Annotated in this window: 17 protein-coding genes; 2 read left to right on the forward strand and 15 right to left on the reverse strand. The window is 44.6% G+C overall.

What is annotated here, in order from left to right; all coding sequences use genetic code 11:
* Positions 1-2 precede the first annotated feature (2 nt).
* From rnhB to rpsB, 15 genes are all read right to left on the reverse strand, one after another.
* Entirely contained in the window at positions 3-602 is a 600-nt protein-coding gene (rnhB, locus tag ACHUFM_RS14975) for a ribonuclease HII (protein ID WP_394183170.1), read from the reverse strand.
* Positions 602-1,759: a lipid-A-disaccharide synthase gene (gene lpxB, locus ACHUFM_RS14980; protein WP_394183171.1), complete on the reverse strand. Its 1,158-nt coding sequence runs from the start codon at positions 1,757-1,759 to the stop codon at positions 602-604. Before lpxB ends, rnhB begins: the two co-directional genes overlap by 1 nt.
* A 64-nt stretch (positions 1,760-1,823) precedes the next feature.
* On the reverse strand, positions 1,824-2,600 hold the full coding sequence (gene lpxA / locus ACHUFM_RS14985) for an acyl-ACP--UDP-N-acetylglucosamine O-acyltransferase (protein ID WP_394183173.1): 777 nt from the start codon (positions 2,598-2,600) through the stop codon (positions 1,824-1,826).
* A complete protein-coding gene (fabZ, locus tag ACHUFM_RS14990; RefSeq protein WP_013797122.1) occupies positions 2,600-3,037 on the reverse strand; it encodes a 3-hydroxyacyl-ACP dehydratase FabZ in 438 nt (145 codons plus the stop codon). The genes lpxA and fabZ overlap by 1 nt, the downstream gene beginning before the upstream one ends.
* Positions 3,037-4,074, reverse strand: a complete 1,038-nt coding sequence (gene lpxD / locus ACHUFM_RS14995; RefSeq protein ID WP_394183175.1) for a UDP-3-O-(3-hydroxymyristoyl)glucosamine N-acyltransferase — start codon at positions 4,072-4,074, stop codon at positions 3,037-3,039. The genes fabZ and lpxD overlap by 1 nt, the downstream gene beginning before the upstream one ends.
* A 3-nt stretch (positions 4,075-4,077) precedes the next feature.
* Complete coding sequence (locus tag ACHUFM_RS15000; protein ID WP_394183177.1) at positions 4,078-4,572, reverse strand: OmpH/Skp family outer membrane protein; 495 nt, start codon at positions 4,570-4,572, stop codon at positions 4,078-4,080.
* A 33-nt stretch (positions 4,573-4,605) separates the two neighbouring features.
* On the reverse strand, positions 4,606-6,948 hold the full coding sequence (gene bamA / locus ACHUFM_RS15005; RefSeq protein WP_394183179.1) for an outer membrane protein assembly factor BamA: 2,343 nt from the start codon (positions 6,946-6,948) through the stop codon (positions 4,606-4,608).
* Complete coding sequence (rseP, locus tag ACHUFM_RS15010; RefSeq protein WP_394183181.1) at positions 6,929-8,278, reverse strand: RIP metalloprotease RseP; 1,350 nt, start codon at positions 8,276-8,278, stop codon at positions 6,929-6,931. Before rseP ends, bamA begins: the two co-directional genes overlap by 20 nt.
* Complete coding sequence (gene ispC, locus ACHUFM_RS15015; RefSeq protein WP_394183182.1) at positions 8,278-9,450, reverse strand: 1-deoxy-D-xylulose-5-phosphate reductoisomerase; 1,173 nt, start codon at positions 9,448-9,450, stop codon at positions 8,278-8,280. Before ispC ends, rseP begins: the two co-directional genes overlap by 1 nt.
* Positions 9,451-10,254 carry a phosphatidate cytidylyltransferase gene (locus ACHUFM_RS15020; RefSeq protein ID WP_394183184.1) on the reverse strand — a complete coding sequence of 268 codons (804 nt, stop codon included), beginning with the start codon at positions 10,252-10,254 and terminating at the stop codon, positions 9,451-9,453.
* A 2-nt stretch (positions 10,255-10,256) separates the two neighbouring features.
* Positions 10,257-10,988 carry a polyprenyl diphosphate synthase gene (gene uppS / locus ACHUFM_RS15025; RefSeq protein ID WP_394183186.1) on the reverse strand — a complete coding sequence of 244 codons (732 nt, stop codon included), beginning with the start codon at positions 10,986-10,988 and terminating at the stop codon, positions 10,257-10,259.
* 48 nt (positions 10,989-11,036) lie between these two features.
* Positions 11,037-11,594: a ribosome recycling factor gene (gene frr / locus ACHUFM_RS15030; protein ID WP_113873731.1), complete on the reverse strand. Its 558-nt coding sequence runs from the start codon at positions 11,592-11,594 to the stop codon at positions 11,037-11,039.
* 7 nt (positions 11,595-11,601) lie between these two features.
* On the reverse strand, positions 11,602-12,324 hold the full coding sequence (pyrH, locus tag ACHUFM_RS15035; RefSeq protein WP_013797131.1) for a UMP kinase: 723 nt from the start codon (positions 12,322-12,324) through the stop codon (positions 11,602-11,604).
* Positions 12,325-12,450: 126 nt separating this feature from the next.
* Positions 12,451-13,311 (reverse strand): translation elongation factor Ts, encoded by an 861-nt coding sequence (gene tsf, locus ACHUFM_RS15040; RefSeq protein WP_394183189.1) that lies wholly within the window; start codon positions 13,309-13,311, stop codon positions 12,451-12,453.
* Between the two features lie 89 nt (positions 13,312-13,400).
* Entirely contained in the window at positions 13,401-14,135 is a 735-nt protein-coding gene (gene rpsB, locus ACHUFM_RS15045) for a 30S ribosomal protein S2 (protein WP_063333904.1), read from the reverse strand.
* 317 nt (positions 14,136-14,452) lie between these two features.
* Here rpsB and map point away from each other — a divergent pair, with 317 nt between their 5' ends.
* Both map and glnD read left to right on the forward strand, forming a co-directional pair.
* Positions 14,453-15,310 (forward strand): type I methionyl aminopeptidase, encoded by an 858-nt coding sequence (gene map, locus ACHUFM_RS15050; protein WP_181799793.1) that lies wholly within the window; start codon positions 14,453-14,455, stop codon positions 15,308-15,310.
* Positions 15,311-15,371: 61 nt separating this feature from the next.
* The gene (glnD, locus tag ACHUFM_RS15055; protein ID WP_394183191.1) at positions 15,372-18,065 is read left to right on the forward strand and encodes a [protein-PII] uridylyltransferase; all 2,694 of its coding nucleotides are present in this window, start codon (positions 15,372-15,374) and stop codon (positions 18,063-18,065) included.
* Positions 18,066-18,069: the final 4 nt, after the last annotated feature.

An 18,069-nucleotide genomic window follows, 5' to 3' on the forward strand; every position in this document is an offset into this window, starting at 1 on the left:
ACTTATCCCTCTAGAATCTTTTTAACGGGTGCGAAACTGCGTCTGTGCAAAGGAGTCACACCGAATTGTCGAATGGCTTCTAAATGCTGCGCTGTCGGGTAACCTTTGTGCTTTTCTAAACCATACTCTGGATACAAATCAGCCGCTTTTACTATGTCTCTGTCACGAGTCACTTTCGCCAAAATAGACGCTGCTGAAATGGCCGCATGTCGAGCATCCCCTTTCACGACGGCTTCAGCAGGACAAGGCAAATTAGGCGGCAGACGATTACCATCAATTAAACAATGCTCCGCCATTGGCGATAACATTGCCACGGCTCTGGACATGGCTAACATGCTAGCGTGTAAAATATTTAATTGATCAATTTCTTCAATACTAGCACTGGCAATGGCATAGCACAGGGCTTTTGCTTGAATTTCATCAAACAATGCTTCACGTTTTTTTTCAGACAATTTTTTGGAGTCAGCAAGACCGGCAATAGGCTGTTGTGGATCTAGAATCACTGCCGCCGCCACGACCTCACCAGCCAACGGCCCTCTGCCCGCTTCATCCACGCCAGCCAACAAGGTCCCCGAATACAACTCGCTTATGAAGGGCTCCATTAGACTTCCTTATCCGCCAACATATTGATAATCGCTTTTGCGCCTTGCTCTCCGGCATTTTTTCGAAGCATCTGATGCAAATCCAGATACTTTTGCTGTATTTTCTTATCTTGTCTAAAGGACTGCCAAGTTTGCACCAAACGTGTGGCCAAACTCTCCGGTACTGCCTCGTCTTGTAATAACTCAGGCACCAAGGTTTCATTTGCCAGCAAGTTTGGCAAAGACACATAAGGCACTTTAATCATACGTTTCATGATCGCAAAGGTTAAACGATTCACTTTATACGCCACGACCATAGGTCGTTTGACCAACATCGCTTCCAACGCCGCCGTACCTGACGCCAATAAAATAGCATCCGCAGCCGCCATCACAGTACGTGATTGCCCATCTGTAATCACCGCTTGCACATTCACTTCTTGTAGAATCGTTTCAATTTGTTCGCGTCTAGCCTGATTCGCCGCAGGCATCAGAAACGTCGCCTGAGGTTCCTGTTGTTTAATCAATTTAATGGTCTCAGCAAACAAGGAAGCAAGTCGAGCCACTTCGCCTTCTCGCGAGCCAGGTAAAATAGCAAACACTGGCCCTGTAATTGGGCCCAAATTTAGCGTTTCACGGGCTTGCTGCGGGTCACTTTCCAAGGGAATATCATCCGCTAACGTATGACCGACACACACCACAGGTATATTATGTTGATGATAAATAGGCAGCTCAAAGGGGAACAAGGCCAACATTAAATCAACCGATTTTTTAATCTTAAAAATGCGCTTTTGACGCCATGCCCAAACAGACGGACTCACATAATGCACTGTCGGAATGCCAGCTTGTTTTAGCTTTCTGGCCAGTGGTAAATTAAAGTCTGGGGAATCAATACCAATAAAGGCGGTAGGAGGATTCGCCAAACAGGATTGATAAAGACGTTTACGAATAGCCAGTAATTCTTTCAAACGACCAAGTACTTCCACCAGCCCCATCACAGACAATCTGTCCATTGGCACTATGCTGGTTAAACCTTCTGCTTCCATCAGAGGTCCACCAATCCCTTCAAACACTGCGTTGGGCTGTAACGCTTTTAAATGCTTGATTAAATTCGCCCCTAAAATATCACCAGATGCTTCTCCGGCAACCAACACGTAACGTGCTGTCGACGTCACTTTCATTAACACAACCTCTAATAACAAAAAAACCCCGAAGCGTTCCGGGGTTTTCTTTTTCTTGGGGAAGTTATCGAATTATCCCGCGCTCAGACGCTCGAATCGATATGACAAACTTTGCCACCTCAGGAATGGAATAGTCTGAACTCTGTTCCAATTCACTTAGTACAGACTCCAGTGTTAACCCTTTCAAGTAAACACTTTTATACGCATTTTTCAGTGCTCGTATAACCTCTTTCGGAGTGCCTCGCCGACGCATCCCTTCGAAGTTCATACCATGTGCTTTGGCTGGATTACCGGATACCATGATAAACCTTGGTACGTCTTTTGAGACCATGGACCCCATGCCACACATACTATAAGAATTCACCTGGCAAAACTGATGAATCCCTGTATAGCCACCCAAAATGACATTATCACCTAACGTCACATGCCCAGCTAAAGCGGCATAGTTCGCCATAATATTATTATCACCCACAACACAATCGTGACCGATATGCGTACTGGCCATAAACAAATTACCGCTGCCTATGATAGTAATACCTTGATCTTGCACGGTACCGCGATGAATAGTGGCATTCTCTCGGATAACATTACTGTCACCAATCACCAAACGCGTTGGCTCACCCTTGTACTTTTTGTCTTGGTTTGCTTCTCCAACGGAAGCAAACTGATAGATTTCATTATTCTCACCAATCTCAGTATGACCATTAATCACCACATGAGATTTAATAACACTACCAGCTCCAATTTTAACATTCGGTCCGATCACAGAAAACGGCCCAACTTCAACACTTGGGTCAAGTTCAGCACTCGGATCGACTAAAGCAGTTGGATGTATCGCCACTATAACTTCCTATCAGCACACATGATGGTTGCAGAACAAGCAAGCTGGCCATCTACCGTTGCTTTACACTCAAACTTCCAGATACCACGCTTTTCCGCGATGATCTTTGCTTCTAACTGTAGACGGTCACCTGGTACAACAGGACGTTTAAATCTAGCATTATCTGACCCAACAAAATAATAAATAGAGCCATCCTCAGGTGTCTTATCCATTGTTTTAAAACCAAGAACACCGGCTGCTTGCGCCATCGCTTCAATAATCAAGACACCAGGCATCACTGGGTGATCGGGAAAATGACCATTAAAGAATGGTTCGTTCACTGTTACATTTTTATACGCTACGATGGAATCGTTCAGATTTAACTCAACAACACGATCAACTAGTAAAAACGGATACCTATGAGGTAAATACTGACGAATTTCATTTACGTCCATCATTAAACATCAACCTTTTCTGAAAGCTTATTAATTTTCTGTTCCAGTGTTGTAATTTGCTTCGCCATATTATCAATTCGTCTAAAACGTGCGACAGAACGACGCCACTTAGGCGTTGGTTCTAAACCCATTCCGGAGGAATAAGAGCCCGCTTCTGGAATCGATTTACTGACCATACTCATCGCTGTAATATGAACATGATCTGTGATTGTGATATGACCCGCAATCCCTACGCAACCAGAAATTGTACAAAAAGCACCTATCCTTGCGCTTCCTGCTATCGCTGCACAAGCAGCAATGGCGGTATTATCGCCAATTACGACGTTATGAGCAATTTGAACTTGATTATCTATTTTAACGCCATGACCAATTTGCGTGTTTTCGATTGCACCGCGATCAATTGTAGTACTTGAACCTATCTCTACTCGATCGCCGATAACAACACCGCCAAGCTGATCTATTTTTTCCCATTCACCATTATTTGGAGCAAAACCAAAGCCGTCAGCTCCCACTATACAACCACTGTGGAAGATACAATCCGCCCCGACAGACACATCATGATAAAAAGTCACGTTGGGGTATAAACGTGTCGCCCGCCCTAACGAGCAGCCACGACTGACGACTGTATTCGCTCCAATCACACAATCATCACCAATGATGACGCCGCAATCGATCACCGCGTTAGGGCCAATCACGACATTGTTACCCAGTTGAACATCGTCCGCCACAACCGCAGAAGGATGTACACTCAGCCAAGATTCTTTCAGTGGTACAAATAAGTGCGTCAGTTGTGCAAAAGCAAGATATGGATTAGCAACAATAATGGCATGATCAAGATCAACCGCAAGCTCTTCAGTTTTTACTAGGACAGCACCCGCCTTGGTCTGTGCAAGCTGGCTTTGATACTTAGGGTTCGCTAAAAAACTTAATGCGTTTTTTGTGCTTTTTTCCAACGTCCCTAATCGATCAATAACGAGGTTACTGTCGCCTTTAACGACGCCCCCGACTTTTTCAGCCAATTGCCCTAGCGTATAATTCATAAATTAATTGTCCTTATTAATGCGTTCCACCAATTCGTTGGTGATATCCGATTCACTATTAGCATATAAGCTTAGCTGTCTATTTAATACTAAGTCTAGTTTACGTTCATCAATAATGGATTTTAGAGCGGCTTCACCTTTAGGAGTAAGGTCTTCAATCAGTTTTTGTTCTAATAATTTGGCTTGTTGCTGCATTTGTGCTGCCATTTGACGAATGCCATTTTGTCGCTTCACTAAATCACTGCGGCGTTTATTAAACTCTTCTGGCGCTAAGGTCAGTTCTTCTCGTTTGAGCTGTTCATCCGCCTCTTTTAACGCTGTCTGCTCTTGCTGTAAACGCGTTTCCATCTGCGCTACTTTTTGTTTTGGCTCTTTGGCCGCTTCTTGGCCAATATTACTTTGTAAAAGCGCAGCTCTAAAGTCGACCACGGCCATCTCTGTGGCGTGTGCATTGCTCATCAACATCAATGTACAAAGCGCCAATATCATTCTTTTCATTACAAATCCTCTTATGCTTTTACTCAGATTAACTTAAAAAGTTGTTCCCAACTGGAATTGGAAAACGTCGGTACTGTCACCGTCTTGCGCATTTAATGGTCTTGCAAAGTTAAACGACAGTGGGGCAATCGGTGTAATCCATGTCCAACTAATGCCTAGACTGAAACGAATTTCATCCAAATCTACCCCTTCATTACAATCGCTATTAGTAGACAAACAATTATCCGTAAAGACATTACCAGCATCTAAGAAAATCGACGTACGAACAGACTTATGATCCTCCACCATAGGAAGCGGAAAAATCAGTTCCGCGGTTCCGGTCATTAGAATATTACCACCTAATGCTGACGTACTAGCGTCTTCATCATCGTATGAGTTTTGCGGCCCTAATGAAGAAGCACCAAAACCACGTACGGAGTAGGCTCCACCTGCATAGTAGTTTTCAAAGAAAGGCAAGGAATCGCTGTCTCCATAACCTGCTCCGTAACCAAGACGACCTTTCAGACGGAACAACCACAAATCCGAACCACTTAAATTCCAGTACTTCTGTGATGTCAGACCTACTTTTGCATATTGCTGATCACCCACAGGTAGAGCAACTTCTAACGTTGCTTTGGTAGAATAGCCATTGGTTGGCAATACCCCACCGATCAAGTCGTTGTCCGACCAAGTTAGACTAGCAATAACATCATCATAATTATCACCATAAGTGTCGACATAATTTTCGGTTTCATTAGATGGGTCGTAACCCAACTGAACCGTACTTTCTTTTACCGTCATACCAAAAGTTAAACGTTGCGTATCGGAAATTGGGTAACCATAACTAACCCCCACACCGATTTCGTCTAGATCATAATCCTCAACATCATCGTCAGCATGATCACTGGTTTGATAGAAAACCTGAAAACCACGACTAACACCATCTACAGTAAAGTAAGGGTTATCATAGTTAATCGAGTAATCCTGAGTGGAATCAGTACGCGAAGCATTGAAGGATAACTTATTACCCGTTCCTAAAAAGTTGCGTTTAGAAATACCAAAACCCAGTACTGTACCGTCTTCTTGTGAATAACCAATGCTGGCTTGAATACTACCTGAGGCTTGCTCTTCTACGACCACATCGATATCAACTTGATCTGTCGTACCAGCAACAGGACGAGTACGTAGATCCACACTACCAAAGAACCCCAAACGCTCAATACGACGCTTGGATGATTGAATTTTAGAGTGTGTCGCCAATGCCCCCTCGAATTGCGTCATTTCACGGCGTAATACTTCATCCTGAGTTTCACTGTTACCGCTAAAGGTAATACGACGAACATAAACTTGAGGCCCTGGTGTAATTTGATAACTCAAACTCACCGTGTGATCATCTAATTTTTCAGGAATCACATTCACATTGGCAAACAAGTATCCATCATCGCCAAGTTCTGTTGAAATGCCTTCGATAATTTTCGTCACTTGGCTACGAGAAAAAAGATCACCTTTTTTCTGCGTTATTTGTTTCCAAACTCTGTCTTCTGCAATCGGCAAGCTACCACTCAATGTCACGTCATTCAGATAATACGGCTGACCTTCGTCAACGTTTATCACAATGTAAACATCACGTTTATCAGACGACAAACTAACTTGACTGGAGACCACTTGGAAATCTAAGTAACCATTATCAAGATAGAAGCTTTTTAAGGTATTAATATCACCTTGAATCTTAGCTTTAGCGTATTCATCGGCAGAGCTGAAGGGATTCCAATAACCGGTTTCGCGAGACTCAAAATCTTTCGTTAACGTTTCTTCGTCAAAACGGTTATTACCAACAATATTAATGTGAACAATCTTCGCTGTATCACCTTCGTCAATATTAATCTTAATGCCTGTGCGGTTACGTGGCATATCTTCAACAGAAATATCAACTTTGGCACTGTAACGACCCAAAGCATAATATTGTCGCTGTAATTCTTGTGCAATCTGATTCAGCGTTTCTGGCTTGTAAATTTCACCAATTTCTAACCCTGATAGTTTGAGGCCGCGCTCCAAATCTTCTGTTTTAACCAGTTCATTGCCTTCGATTGTGAGGTTGCCAATAGAAGGACGTTCAACAAGTTTAAAAACGAGCACATCGTTTTCTTCGTAGACATCAATGTCACTAAAAAATCCGGTATCAAATAACGCACTGATAGCCTGATAAACCTTCCCTGAGTCATAAGACTGATTTTCATTAAAACCGATCAAATCAAATGCTCTGGCTGATGGCATTTGAACTAAACCATCAATTCGGACATCCTCAACCGTTTTTGCAATACTTTGCACACTGATTAAAGCCAACAATACAGCTAGAACGACTCTCACATATACCTCTCTACAAGCGGGCAATATCATTAAAAATGGCAACGGCCATCAGAGCAAACAACAAAGAAGCCCCAATACGATACGCCACCCCCTGAACCTTCTCAGAAACGGGTTTACGACGAATGGCCTCAATACTAAAAAACAACAAATGCCCACCATCCAACATAGGGATGGGTAACAAATTCAACACACCAAGACTCACACTTAAGTAAGCCATAAACTTCAAGAATGACTGCAGACCGGAATCAGCAGAAGCACTGGCTACCTTCGCAATGGTGATCGGTCCGGATAAATTATCCAGTGAAATTAACCCTTGTAGCATTTTCCCAATGGAGGAGACCGTCAAAGAAACCATCTTTGCTGTTTGTTGAAAGCCATAACCTATGGCTTCAAACATACCGTAATGACGCTCTCGAATTAAACTCTCATCCCATTTGGGTGGTACTACGGCCAAGCCAGCATAACCCATCACTTTACCATTGCGGTCCGCAGCCGCCGGCGTTAAAAAGAGGGTTTTACTTTGTCCTTGCCTTAATACTACTACTGTCAGACGTTTACTTGGGCTGGTTTGCACTTTCTTTACAACCTGCTGCCAGCTCGACATGGCCTCATCATTGATTGATTCGATGGTATCGCCAGCTTCAAAGCCACTAGCCTGTGCCGCACCACCTTCAACCACCTGAGCAATAACAGGCACGACGGTCGGTTGCCATGGTAACAAACCAAAAGATTGAATGAGGTTATTCGGTTCCTCACCAACTAACCATCGATTCAAACTAACCGGATCCTGCTGAATACTGCTTAACCCTTCAACACGATAGCGAACGATAATAGTTCTTGTTTGCCCAATCAAGCCCGCCAGCGTTAAATTCACCTCTTCCCAAGAAGAAACCGCTTCCCCAGCCACTTCAACCAGCTCATCGCCCTCTCGCATCTGTGTCTGAGAAGCCAAACTCCCTTCAGCAATATGACCAACTTTTGGCGCCAAGCTCTGAATGCCCAGCAAAGCAACGAGACCATAAATCACCACCGCCAAAATAAAATTCGCCAGAGGCCCAGCCGCCACAATAGCAATACGCTGCCAGACATTTTTCTGAGTAAAAGCTTGATGCTTAAGAGCTGCTGGTACATTGCCTTCACGCTCATCCAGCATGCGCACATAACCACCAAGGGGAATCATCGCCAAAGTAAATTCAGTGCCGGTTTTCTTACTTACATAACGGTAAATAGGTTTGCCAAAACCCACCGAAAAACGCAGCACTTTCACACCACAACGACGCGCCACATAATAATGACCAAACTCATGAAAGGTAATCAGTACACCTAAAGCAATAACAATCGAAAAAATGTTTTGCAGCATTAAAATGCCTCCTGAGCAATACAGGCTTCAGCGAGTTGGCGGGCATGAGCGTCCGCGGCAAAGACCACTTCAAGGTCATTCACAGGGATTACTTCTGCTTGATGCAATACGCTATGATTGACACGCGCTATGTCTAGGAAACCAATTCGTCCCTGCAGAAAGGCCGCTACCGCGATTTCATTCGCCGCGTTCAGTGTTGCCATTGCCGTTCCGCCCAAATACCAAGCATCGGCTGCTAGCTGTAGATTAGGGAAGCGCTGTCGGTCTGGTGATTCAAAATTTAACCGGGCAATTTCGGTAAGATTCAATACAGGGACATTGGTTTCAATTCGATTGGGCCAAGTCATGCCATAAGCAATGGGGATTTTCATGTCAGGGTTGCCCATTTGAGAAATGACCGACCCGTCGCGATACGACACCATAGAATGAATAATACTTTCAGGGTGAACCACCACATCAACATCCTCAGGGGTGACATCAAATAACCAACAGGCTTCGATGAGTTCCAACCCTTTGTTCATTAGCGACGCAGAATCAATGGAAATCTTTTGTCCCATCGACCAATTAGGATGTTTACAAGCTTGCGCAGGGGTGACGTTAGCCATTTCATCTAATGACCAAGTGCGAAATGGACCACCAGATGCGGTTAAAATGATTTTATCTACGTCTTGCTTGTGCGCTCCAGTTGAACGCTGAGGCAAGCTTTGATAGATTGCATTGTGTTCACTGTCAATCGGCAACAAACACACATTGTGATTGGCCACTTCATCCATAAACAACTTGCCAGCTGTCACTAAGGACTCTTTGTTTGCCAATAGAATACGTTTGCCCGCGCGAATCCCAGATAAGGTTGGCTTTAAGCCAGCAAACCCCATAATCGCCGCCATTACTTGATCAACCGCGCTGTCCGCAGCAATGCTTTCTAAAGACGACTCTCCCCATTCAAAGGAAATATCAAGATCCGCACACAACACGGCTAACTCATCTCGAGCAGCCTGAGTACCCATTACAACCCGCTGAGGCCGGAACTGGCGACAAATATCCGCCATTTTGGCCACGCTAGTATTGGCAGAAGCACTGACAAGAGAAAACTTATCTGGATGCTGAGCGATAATGTCCAGCGTACTTTGCCCAATTGAGCCCGTTGCGCCTAACAGACAAATACCTTGCATCTAAAGCCATCCACTTAACAATAAAAACAAAACATATACTGGTGCTGCGGCTGTCAAACTATCGACACGATCCATCACACCACCGTGACCAGGAATCAAATGGCTAGAGTCTTTTAACGACTCATGGCGTTTGAACAAACTCTCCGTCAAGTCCCCCAGCACCGAGACTGCGGTGGTCAACAAAGCAACTAAGGCCAATAGAAGCCATTCAGGTGCGCTAAAACCTTGCCATTGGCAGAACAGAGCAACACCCAGTTGCGTTAGGATAATGCCACCAATCACCCCTTCCCACGATTTACCAGGGCTAACGAATCTGGCCAATTTACGCTTACCAAATGCACGACCGGCAAAATAAGCACCTGAGTCAGCGCCCCAAATCAGCCCCATCAGCAACAGTACCCAGACCACAAAATCAGTGGATTGTTTTAAAACCACCAAGGCCGCCCAAGTCGACACCATCACCAATACCCCAAATACCAGCCGAGCATAAGTATGCTGCCAAACTAAAGGCGTTGGGTAGCGAATCACCCAATATAAAGCAAGACACCATAAAATAGGGCTAATGTACAAACTAAGGGTAAGTAACTGATAGACAGATGACGCATAACAAAGCAAAGCGACCAGAGCCGCAAAACCAACACGACCCACTTGCCCTTTAACGCCAGATAAACGTGCCCACTCCCAAGCCGCCAGCACAACAATACCCGCCATAGAAACGGAGAAAGCGAACGCATCTAAAAAAAAGACCGCATAGATAAACAAAAAAGCCATTACTATGGCACTGAGAACACGAGGAAGTAGCATGATTATCGCCCACCATAGCGACGCTGACGATTTTGATAAATACCAATGGCTTCATCAAAATCAGATTGATCAAAGTCCGGCCATAAAACCGGTAAAAAGACAAACTCTGAGTACGCTGATTGCCACAACATAAAGTTACTAATACGCTCTTCGCCAGACGTTCGGATTAACAAATCCGGTTCAGGCAAATCTGCCAACTGAATTCGTGACGCCAATTTTTCCGCTGTAATATCTTCAGGAGATAACTGACCTGATGCCACTTCTTCGGCTAACAATTTGGCCGCTTGCGCGATGTCCCAACGACCACCATAGTTCGCGGCGATGACTAGCGTCATCTGATCATTATCTTTAGTAGCGTGTTCAGTGGCGCGAATTTGCGCCTGTAAACTGTCACTAAAGCCTGATACGTCCCCCATTACTCGCAGTCGAATTTTATGAGCCTTGAGACGTTTTAGTTCTTTTTTCAGGGAGCGCATAAAGAGCCCCATCAAACCATCCACTTCCACCTGTGGGCGCTTCCAGTTTTCACTGGAAAATGCGAACAAGGTCAACACCTTTACCCCAGATCGAGCAGCCGCTTCAACCGTACGACGTACTGCTGCCGCACCTGCCGTATGACCAGCAATGCTTGGGAGATGTTTTTTCTTCGCCCAGCGATTATTACCATCCATGATAATGGCAATATGAGCCGGGCCGACTGCAGACTCAGTGCTGCCGTCAACCAATTCAGACATACATATATCCTAGCCAATAAAAAAAGCGAGCTAAGCTCGCTTCTCTCATTAAATTTCCATCAAGTCTTTTTCTTTCGCCGCAAGGCGTTCTTCTACCTGAGCGACAAACTTATCTGTTAGCTTCTGAACTTGATCTTGGCCACGACGATCTTCGTCTTCAGAGATTTCTTTCTCTTTCACCAAATCTTTCAGATTCGCGTTTGCATCACGACGAATATTACGGATGGCGATACGACCATTTTCCGCTTCGGACTTGGCTTGTTTGAAATAATTTTTACGGGTTTCTTCCGTCAAAGCCGGCATTGGAATACGAATAAGACTTCCGTTTGTTGCCGGATTCAAGCCAAGATCTGATTTCATGATGGCTTTTTCGATCTCTGGAACAAGGTTACTTTCCCAAGGAGAAACACCTAAGGTACGAGCATCCTCAACCGTAATATTGGCCACTTGACTTAAAGGAGTATCAGAACCGTAATAGTTCACTTTGATCGAATCTAACAAGCTTGGGTGAGCACGCCCGGTACGGATTTTTTTAAACGCGGATTCAACAGAAGATACCGCTTTACTCATACGTTCTTCTGCGTCTTTTAAAATTTCGTTAATCATAACTTCCTCACTCAATCAGTGTGCCTTCATTGCCACCAACCATGATATTGATCAGGGCGCCTGGCTTGTTCATATTAAATACTCTTAATGGCATAGAATGGTCACGAGTCAAACAAATAGCGGTTAAATCCATCACGCCTAATTGCTTCTCTAATACCTCATCGTAACCCAATTTATCATATTTAACGGCATCAGGATCTTTCATCGGATCCGCCGAGTAAACGCCATCTACTTTTGTCGCTTTCAATACAACATCGGCGTCAATCTCAATACCGCGCAAACAAGCAGCAGAGTCCGTTGTAAAGAAAGGGTTACCCGTGCCTGCTGAGAAGATCAATACATCACCTTCTTTCATTAAACGCATCGCACGACGTCTATCGTAAGGCTCAACAATACCTGTCATGGTAATGGCCGACATAACACGCGTTGCAATGTTCGCTCTTTCTAGCGCATCACGCATGGCCAAGGCATTCATTACCGTTGCCAACATCCCCATGTGATCACCTGTCACACGGTCCATGCCAGCCTGACTCAAGGCTTGACCACGAAATAGGTTACCGCCACCAATAACAATCCCGACCTCAACCCCAATGCCGCGTAATTGACCAATTTCCAGCGCAATACGGTTCAATACTTTAGGATCAATACCGAAAGACTCATCACCCATCAAGGCTTCGCCACTCAACTTAAGCAAAATACGTTTGTAATTTGGATTCTTTTCTTTTGGCATACCCACCTCCGGCAAGGGATTTCATCTTTAGAGCAATTGAATCAAATAAAACGACTCTTTTGCATCCAGCTTTCATAAAAAGGGGCAGTCAAGCTGCCCCTTTTAAAAACATTACACAACTTGGAATTAACCTTTAAGCTGTGCAGCAACCTCTGCAGCGAAGTCAACTTCTTCTACTTCAATACCTTCACCTACTTCAAGGCGAACAAAAGAAGTAACAGAAGCGCCAGCGTCTTTCACAAGTTGACCCACTTTAATTTCTGGGTTCTTAACGAAAGGCTGTTCAACAAGGCTGTTTTCAGCCAAGAACTTCTTCATACGACCAACAATCATCTTATCAACGATTTCTGCTGGCTTACCAGCCATGTCTGGCTGCGCACGAATAATTTCTTCTTCTTTAGCCAGAACGTCTGCAGGCATGTCTTCGCCTTTAACAACGCGAGGCGCTACCGCCGCAACATGCATAGAAACGTCTTTTGCTAGCTCGTCAGAACCGTTTTCTAGTTGAGTCAATACAGCGATTTGACCGTTACCGTGTAGGTAACCACCAATTAGACCACCTTCAACGATAACCGCACGACGAGGTGTGATGTTTTCACCAATTTTTTGAACCAAAGCCTCACGAGCCTGACCAATTTCGCCAGCCAACAAGGTTTCCATGTTGGTTTCTTTCGTTGTAAAAACGACGTCAGCAACTTTATTAGCAAACGCAACAAAACCTTCATCACGTGAAGCGAAGTCAGTTTCAGAGTTTACTTCAACCAACACACCGTAAGAAGCATCGTCAGCAACACGCATAACGATCGTTCCTTCCGCTGCAGTACGGCCCGCTTTCTTAGCAGCTTTCATACCACTAGATTTGCGAAGCTCTTCGATAGCCACTTCGATATCACCGTTAGCAGCGACAAGTGCTTTTTTACACTCCATCATGCCAAGGCCAGTACGTTCACGTAGCTCTTTTACTAATGCTGCAGATACTGCGGCCATGTTAAATCCTCTTTTACCAATTCAAATTTAAAAAAGGAGGCGAGTCACTCGTCCTCCCTTTAGAAACCAGAACAAACTCGAAAGTTTGCTTACGCTTCAGTAGCTTCGTTTACTTCAACGAATTCATCAGCACTGCCAGCCGTTGCAGAACGGCCTTCAAGTACCGCATCAGCAAACGCTGAAACATAAAGCTGAACCGCACGAATCGCATCGTCGTTAGCTGGAATGATGTAGTCAACGCCATCTGGGTTACTGTTAGTATCAACGATACCGATAACAGGGATACCTAGCTTGTTCGCTTCTTTGATCGCGATACGCTCGTGATCAACGTCGATAACAAACAATACGTCTGGTAGACCACCCATGTCTTTAATACCACCCATTGAAAGCTCAAGTTTTTCAAGCTCACGAGTACGCATCAAAGCTTCTTTCTTAGTCAATTTTTCGAACGTACCATCAGTCATCTGAGACTCAAGCTCACGAAGGCGCTTGATTGAAGCACGGATGGTTTTGTAGTTCGTCAACATACCACCTAACCAACGATGGTTAACGTATGGCATGCTTGCACGAGCTGCTTGCTCTTTGATTGTTTTAGATGCTGCACGCTTTGTACCAACAAACAAAACCTTGTTTTTGTTCTCAGCCATTTTTTTAACTAGCTCTAGAGCTTCGTTAATAGCAGGAACAGTGTGTTCAAGGTTGATGATATGAATCTTGTTACGAGCACCGAAAATGAAAGGCTTCATTTTTGGGTTCCAGTAACGAGTTTGGTGACCAAAGTGTGAACCAACCTGTAGAAGGTCGCGCATAGAAACTGTAGGCATTTTACTATCCTTTATTTGGGTTAAATTGTGCTTACCAGCCAAAAGCATCAGTCAAACAAGGTTTAAGGCAACCTAAGACACCCCAGACACTTTCATTTATTGCGGCAAGATCGTTAGTTTTAAGTAATCACTTAACTTGTGGACATAAGCCCGTTAAGCCGGCGTTTTATACCATAAACAAGAGTAAATCAAAAGACAAAAAGCGCATTTTAGCCATTAAACCAAGCAATGTTTTTTCATTTAGAGAGGCGATTCTGCCGCTCAACTCATGTAGAATACCCCACAACTAAATGAAAACTCTTTAAGATCGATAGACTATGAGCAACGAAATTCTACAAAAAGTTGAACAACTCACTCAAAATGGCCGCCTTGACGTTCCTAAAGCGACACCTCGCCCTGCGGCGACTCGCTTCACCGACATCAGTGACATTGAAGGCATGCGAACCGCTGGAAAACTGGCTGCAGACGTTCTAGTGATGCTAGAAGAATTCGTTGTGCCAGGCGTGAGCACCGAACAGCTTGATATCATCGCCCACAACTACATTGTTGAACAACAAGGCGCGATTCCGGCACCGCTGAATTATCACGGCTTCCCAAAATCTTGCTGCACATCGGTAAACGATGTAATTTGTCATGGCATTCCAAACGATAAAGCTTTGAAAAAAGGCGATGTGGTCAATATCGACATCACCATCATCAAAGATGGTTATTACGGTGACACCAGCAAGATGTTTTTTGTTGGCCCCGTTGCACCGCACGCTGAACGCCTCGCCAAAGTAACTCAAGAATGTCTGTATTTAGCCATCGACATGGTTAAACCGGGCGTACAACTGGGGGATATTGGCGCAGCCATTGCCGCTCATGCTCACAAAAATCATTACTCAGTGGTTGAAGAGTATTGCGGTCATGGCGTCGGCACCACCTTCCACGGTGAACCACAAGTGGCTCACTACGGTAAAGCTGGCACAGGTGTTGCACTAGAAGAAGGCATGACTTTGACCATAGAGCCAATGATTAATGCTGGCAAGAAACAGGTTAAGCATTCCGGTCCTGACAACTGGATTGCGAAAACAAAAGACGGCCGTTTGTCAGCTCAATATGAGCACACACTGCTTGTCACAGCGGATGGAGTAGAAGTTCTAACTCGCCGCCCAGAGGAAACGCGCTTCGCATAGAAGCGCAGTTTCAGTTAACTAAACACTCAGATCAACCCTATCCATTCTTCGAGGCTTTTGTATGGACTTCCCTGCTTTTCCAGACGCTCCGCCACTTCTTTCAAATGAAGAAAAACACGAGCTTTCCCAAGCGGATTGTTCGATTCCTCGCTACAAAGCCATTATTGAAGAAAAAACCAACGCCTATAATGATCTATTTCACTCTCTCTATCCAATTGAGAAGCTGGTCAAAGGCCTTTCCGCTTTTTTTGATGAGGTATTACAAGCCGCTTGGAAAGCCAAAGGGCTAGATATTGAAAAGCACGTAAGCTTAGTTGCCGTTGGTGGGTATGGACGCAGTGAACTGCACCCGAAATCAGACATTGACCTGTTGATTCTGATAGAGAACGAAACCTCGGCACCAAAAGACAAGCTTGAGGCTTTTATCACTTTTTTGTGGGACATCAATTTAGACATAGGCCACAGCGTACGCAGTCTGGATGAATGCACAGATATCGCCAAGCAAGACATCACCATCATTACCAACCTGATCGAATCGCGAACGCTGAGCGGTCCAGAAAGTTTATTGAGCAAACTGCTAGTAAACATTGATACCGACAAAATGTGGGATGGTCGCTCGTTTTATGAAGCCAAACTACAAGAGCAGAAACAGCGCCACGGCAAATATCAAAATACGGCCTACAACCTAGAACCCAATTTGAAAGAGTGTCCTGGCGGTTTACGTGATATGCAAGTCATTGACTGGGTTGCCAAACGTCACCTTCACACTCATAGACTCAGCGCATTAATTGACAAAGAATTCCTGTCAGAAGACGAATACATTCAGATCAAAGGCGCTGTCAGTCACTTGTGGCGTATTCGCTGGGCACTGCACATGATCGCCGGGCGCAAAGAAGATCGCCTGCTATTTGATCATCAACGCACCTTAGCAAAACTCTTCGGTTTCGATGATGATGATTTAAAACGCAACGTTGAACGTTTTATGCAGGGCTATTATCAAAGTGTCGCGGCCATTCAGCAATTAAACGATCTCCTATTGCAGCACTTTGAAGAATCTTTTTTAAGCAGTGATGAGAAAGACAATATTGAAGTCATTAATGATCACTTTCAAATTGCCAATGGTCAGTTAGAAGCTCGGTCTAGCCGTTTATTTCAAGACAACCCATCTTGCATGCTGGAACTCTATGTACTGCTAGGCGAGTATGAAAACATTCGTGGCATTCGCGCCAACACCATGCGCCAATTACGCGACAGTTTGGATTTGATAGACGATGACTTTCGCAACAACAAAGTCAACACGGACCTGTTTTTAGACATTATTGCCAGCCGCTATCGACTTACTAGCATACTACGTTCGATGAAGCATCTGGGACTTTTGGGCCGCTACTTGCCAGAATTCGGTGCCATTATTGGTCAGATGCAGCATGACTTGTTCCACATATATACGGTCGATGCGCACACTCTACAACTGATCGAAAATTTGCGCCGCTTGTGGTTAGCTGAATTTAAACAAAAGTTCCCTATCTCTGCACAGGCGATCCGCCACGTTCCTAAAGTAGAGTTACTCTACATTGCCGGTTTGTATCACGACATTGCCAAAGGCCGTGGTGGTGATCACTCTGAGTTGGGCTGCGTTGATGCGCAACTTTTCTGTGAACGACATGGTTTATCGAAACGCGATACGGAACTGGTCATCTGGTTGGTTCGCAATCACTTGTTTATGTCGGTAACCGCACAACGTAAAGACATATCTGATCCCGAAGTTATTTGGGAATTTGCCAGCTATGTCAAAGATCAAGAGCACCTAGACTACCTCTTCATCTTGACGGTAGCCGATATTAACGCCACCAATCCAACCATGTGGAACAGCTGGCGTGCATCATTGATGCGCCAACTCTATTTGGAAACCAAGCGCGCCCTACGTCGCGGTCTTGACTCACCAATTGATGCCGAAACCATCAGTGATGAACACAAACAAAGAGCCCTTGAATTCATCATTGAACGTAATGTCGACATTGCGGAAGCAGAAGCCATTTGGGACACCATCGAAGAGGAATACTTCATTCGCTCAAATGGGGATGAAATTGCTTGGAACACCGAAGCCATTATACGCCACAGACCGAGCGATAAACCTCTGATTGCTATTACGCCATTGGGAGGAAGAAACTTCTCAGGGGCCAGCAAAATTTTTATTTACACCCCCATCAGTGAACATCTATTTGCGGTCACAGCAGCCATTTTTGAACAATTGGGCCTAACCATTCTGGACGCAAAAATTAGCCACACCAGCGACAATTACACCTTAGACAGCTTTGTGGTTATGGACAGTAACGAAGCGGACAAGAACCTATACCTTGATAAACAACGTATCGACTTGATAAAAGACACCTTGATGGAGCAACTGGAAAACCCTTCTTCCTATGGCAGTGTCGTACAACGCCATACACCAAGGATTTTGAAGATTTTCAATTCCCCTTCAACTGCGCATTTTGTCAGCCAACCAGAAGAAGTATGGTCCGCTTTAGAGGTGACAGCCCCTGATCGTCCTGGGCTATTAGCCCTAATCGGCCAATTCTTTATGAACCATAACATCATGCTGCACAAAGCCAAGATTGCGACGCTGGGCGAACGCGTAGAAGACACATTTTACATCACCGATGACCAAGGTGAGCTGATCAGTGATCCGCAGCGTATGGACTCCATTTGTAACCTATTAAAAGAAAAAATTGACCGCTTTTCGCAAGCGACGGATTAAAGAA

The organism is Marinomonas posidonica (assembly GCF_043643765.1).
Classification (GTDB): Bacteria; Pseudomonadota; Gammaproteobacteria; order Pseudomonadales; family Marinomonadaceae; genus Marinomonas; species Marinomonas posidonica_A.

Bases quoted from the DNA above. Each gene is read 5' to 3' on its own strand.
- frr (WP_113873731.1), bottom strand. From the start codon at position 11,594: ATGATTAACGAAATTTTAAAAGACGCAGAAGAACGTATGAGTAAAGCG.
- rpsB (WP_063333904.1), bottom strand. From the start codon at position 14,135: ATGCCTACAGTTTCTATGCGCGACCTTCTACAGGTTGGTTCACACTTT.
- uppS (WP_394183186.1), bottom strand. From the start codon at position 10,988: ATGTCTGAATTGGTTGACGGCAGCACTGAGTCTGCAGTCGGCCCGGCT.
- rseP (WP_394183181.1), bottom strand. From the start codon at position 8,278: ATGCTGCAAAACATTTTTTCGATTGTTATTGCTTTAGGTGTACTGATT.
- ACHUFM_RS15000 (WP_394183177.1), bottom strand. From the start codon at position 4,572: ATGAAAAGAATGATATTGGCGCTTTGTACATTGATGTTGATGAGCAAT.
- lpxB (WP_394183171.1), bottom strand. From the start codon at position 1,759: ATGAAAGTGACGTCGACAGCACGTTACGTGTTGGTTGCCGGAGAAGCA.
- map (WP_181799793.1), top strand. From the start codon at position 14,453: ATGAGCAACGAAATTCTACAAAAAGTTGAACAACTCACTCAAAATGGC.
- bamA (WP_394183179.1), bottom strand. From the start codon at position 6,948: ATGATATTGCCCGCTTGTAGAGAGGTATATGTGAGAGTCGTTCTAGCT.
- rnhB (WP_394183170.1), bottom strand. From the start codon at position 602: ATGGAGCCCTTCATAAGCGAGTTGTATTCGGGGACCTTGTTGGCTGGC.
- tsf (WP_394183189.1), bottom strand. From the start codon at position 13,311: ATGGCCGCAGTATCTGCAGCATTAGTAAAAGAGCTACGTGAACGTACT.
- glnD (WP_394183191.1), top strand. From the start codon at position 15,372: ATGGACTTCCCTGCTTTTCCAGACGCTCCGCCACTTCTTTCAAATGAA.
- pyrH (WP_013797131.1), bottom strand. From the start codon at position 12,324: ATGCCAAAAGAAAAGAATCCAAATTACAAACGTATTTTGCTTAAGTTG.
- ispC (WP_394183182.1), bottom strand. From the start codon at position 9,450: ATGCAAGGTATTTGTCTGTTAGGCGCAACGGGCTCAATTGGGCAAAGT.
- ACHUFM_RS15020 (WP_394183184.1), bottom strand. From the start codon at position 10,254: ATGCTACTTCCTCGTGTTCTCAGTGCCATAGTAATGGCTTTTTTGTTT.
- fabZ (WP_013797122.1), bottom strand. From the start codon at position 3,037: ATGATGGACGTAAATGAAATTCGTCAGTATTTACCTCATAGGTATCCG.
- lpxD (WP_394183175.1), bottom strand. From the start codon at position 4,074: ATGAATTATACGCTAGGGCAATTGGCTGAAAAAGTCGGGGGCGTCGTT.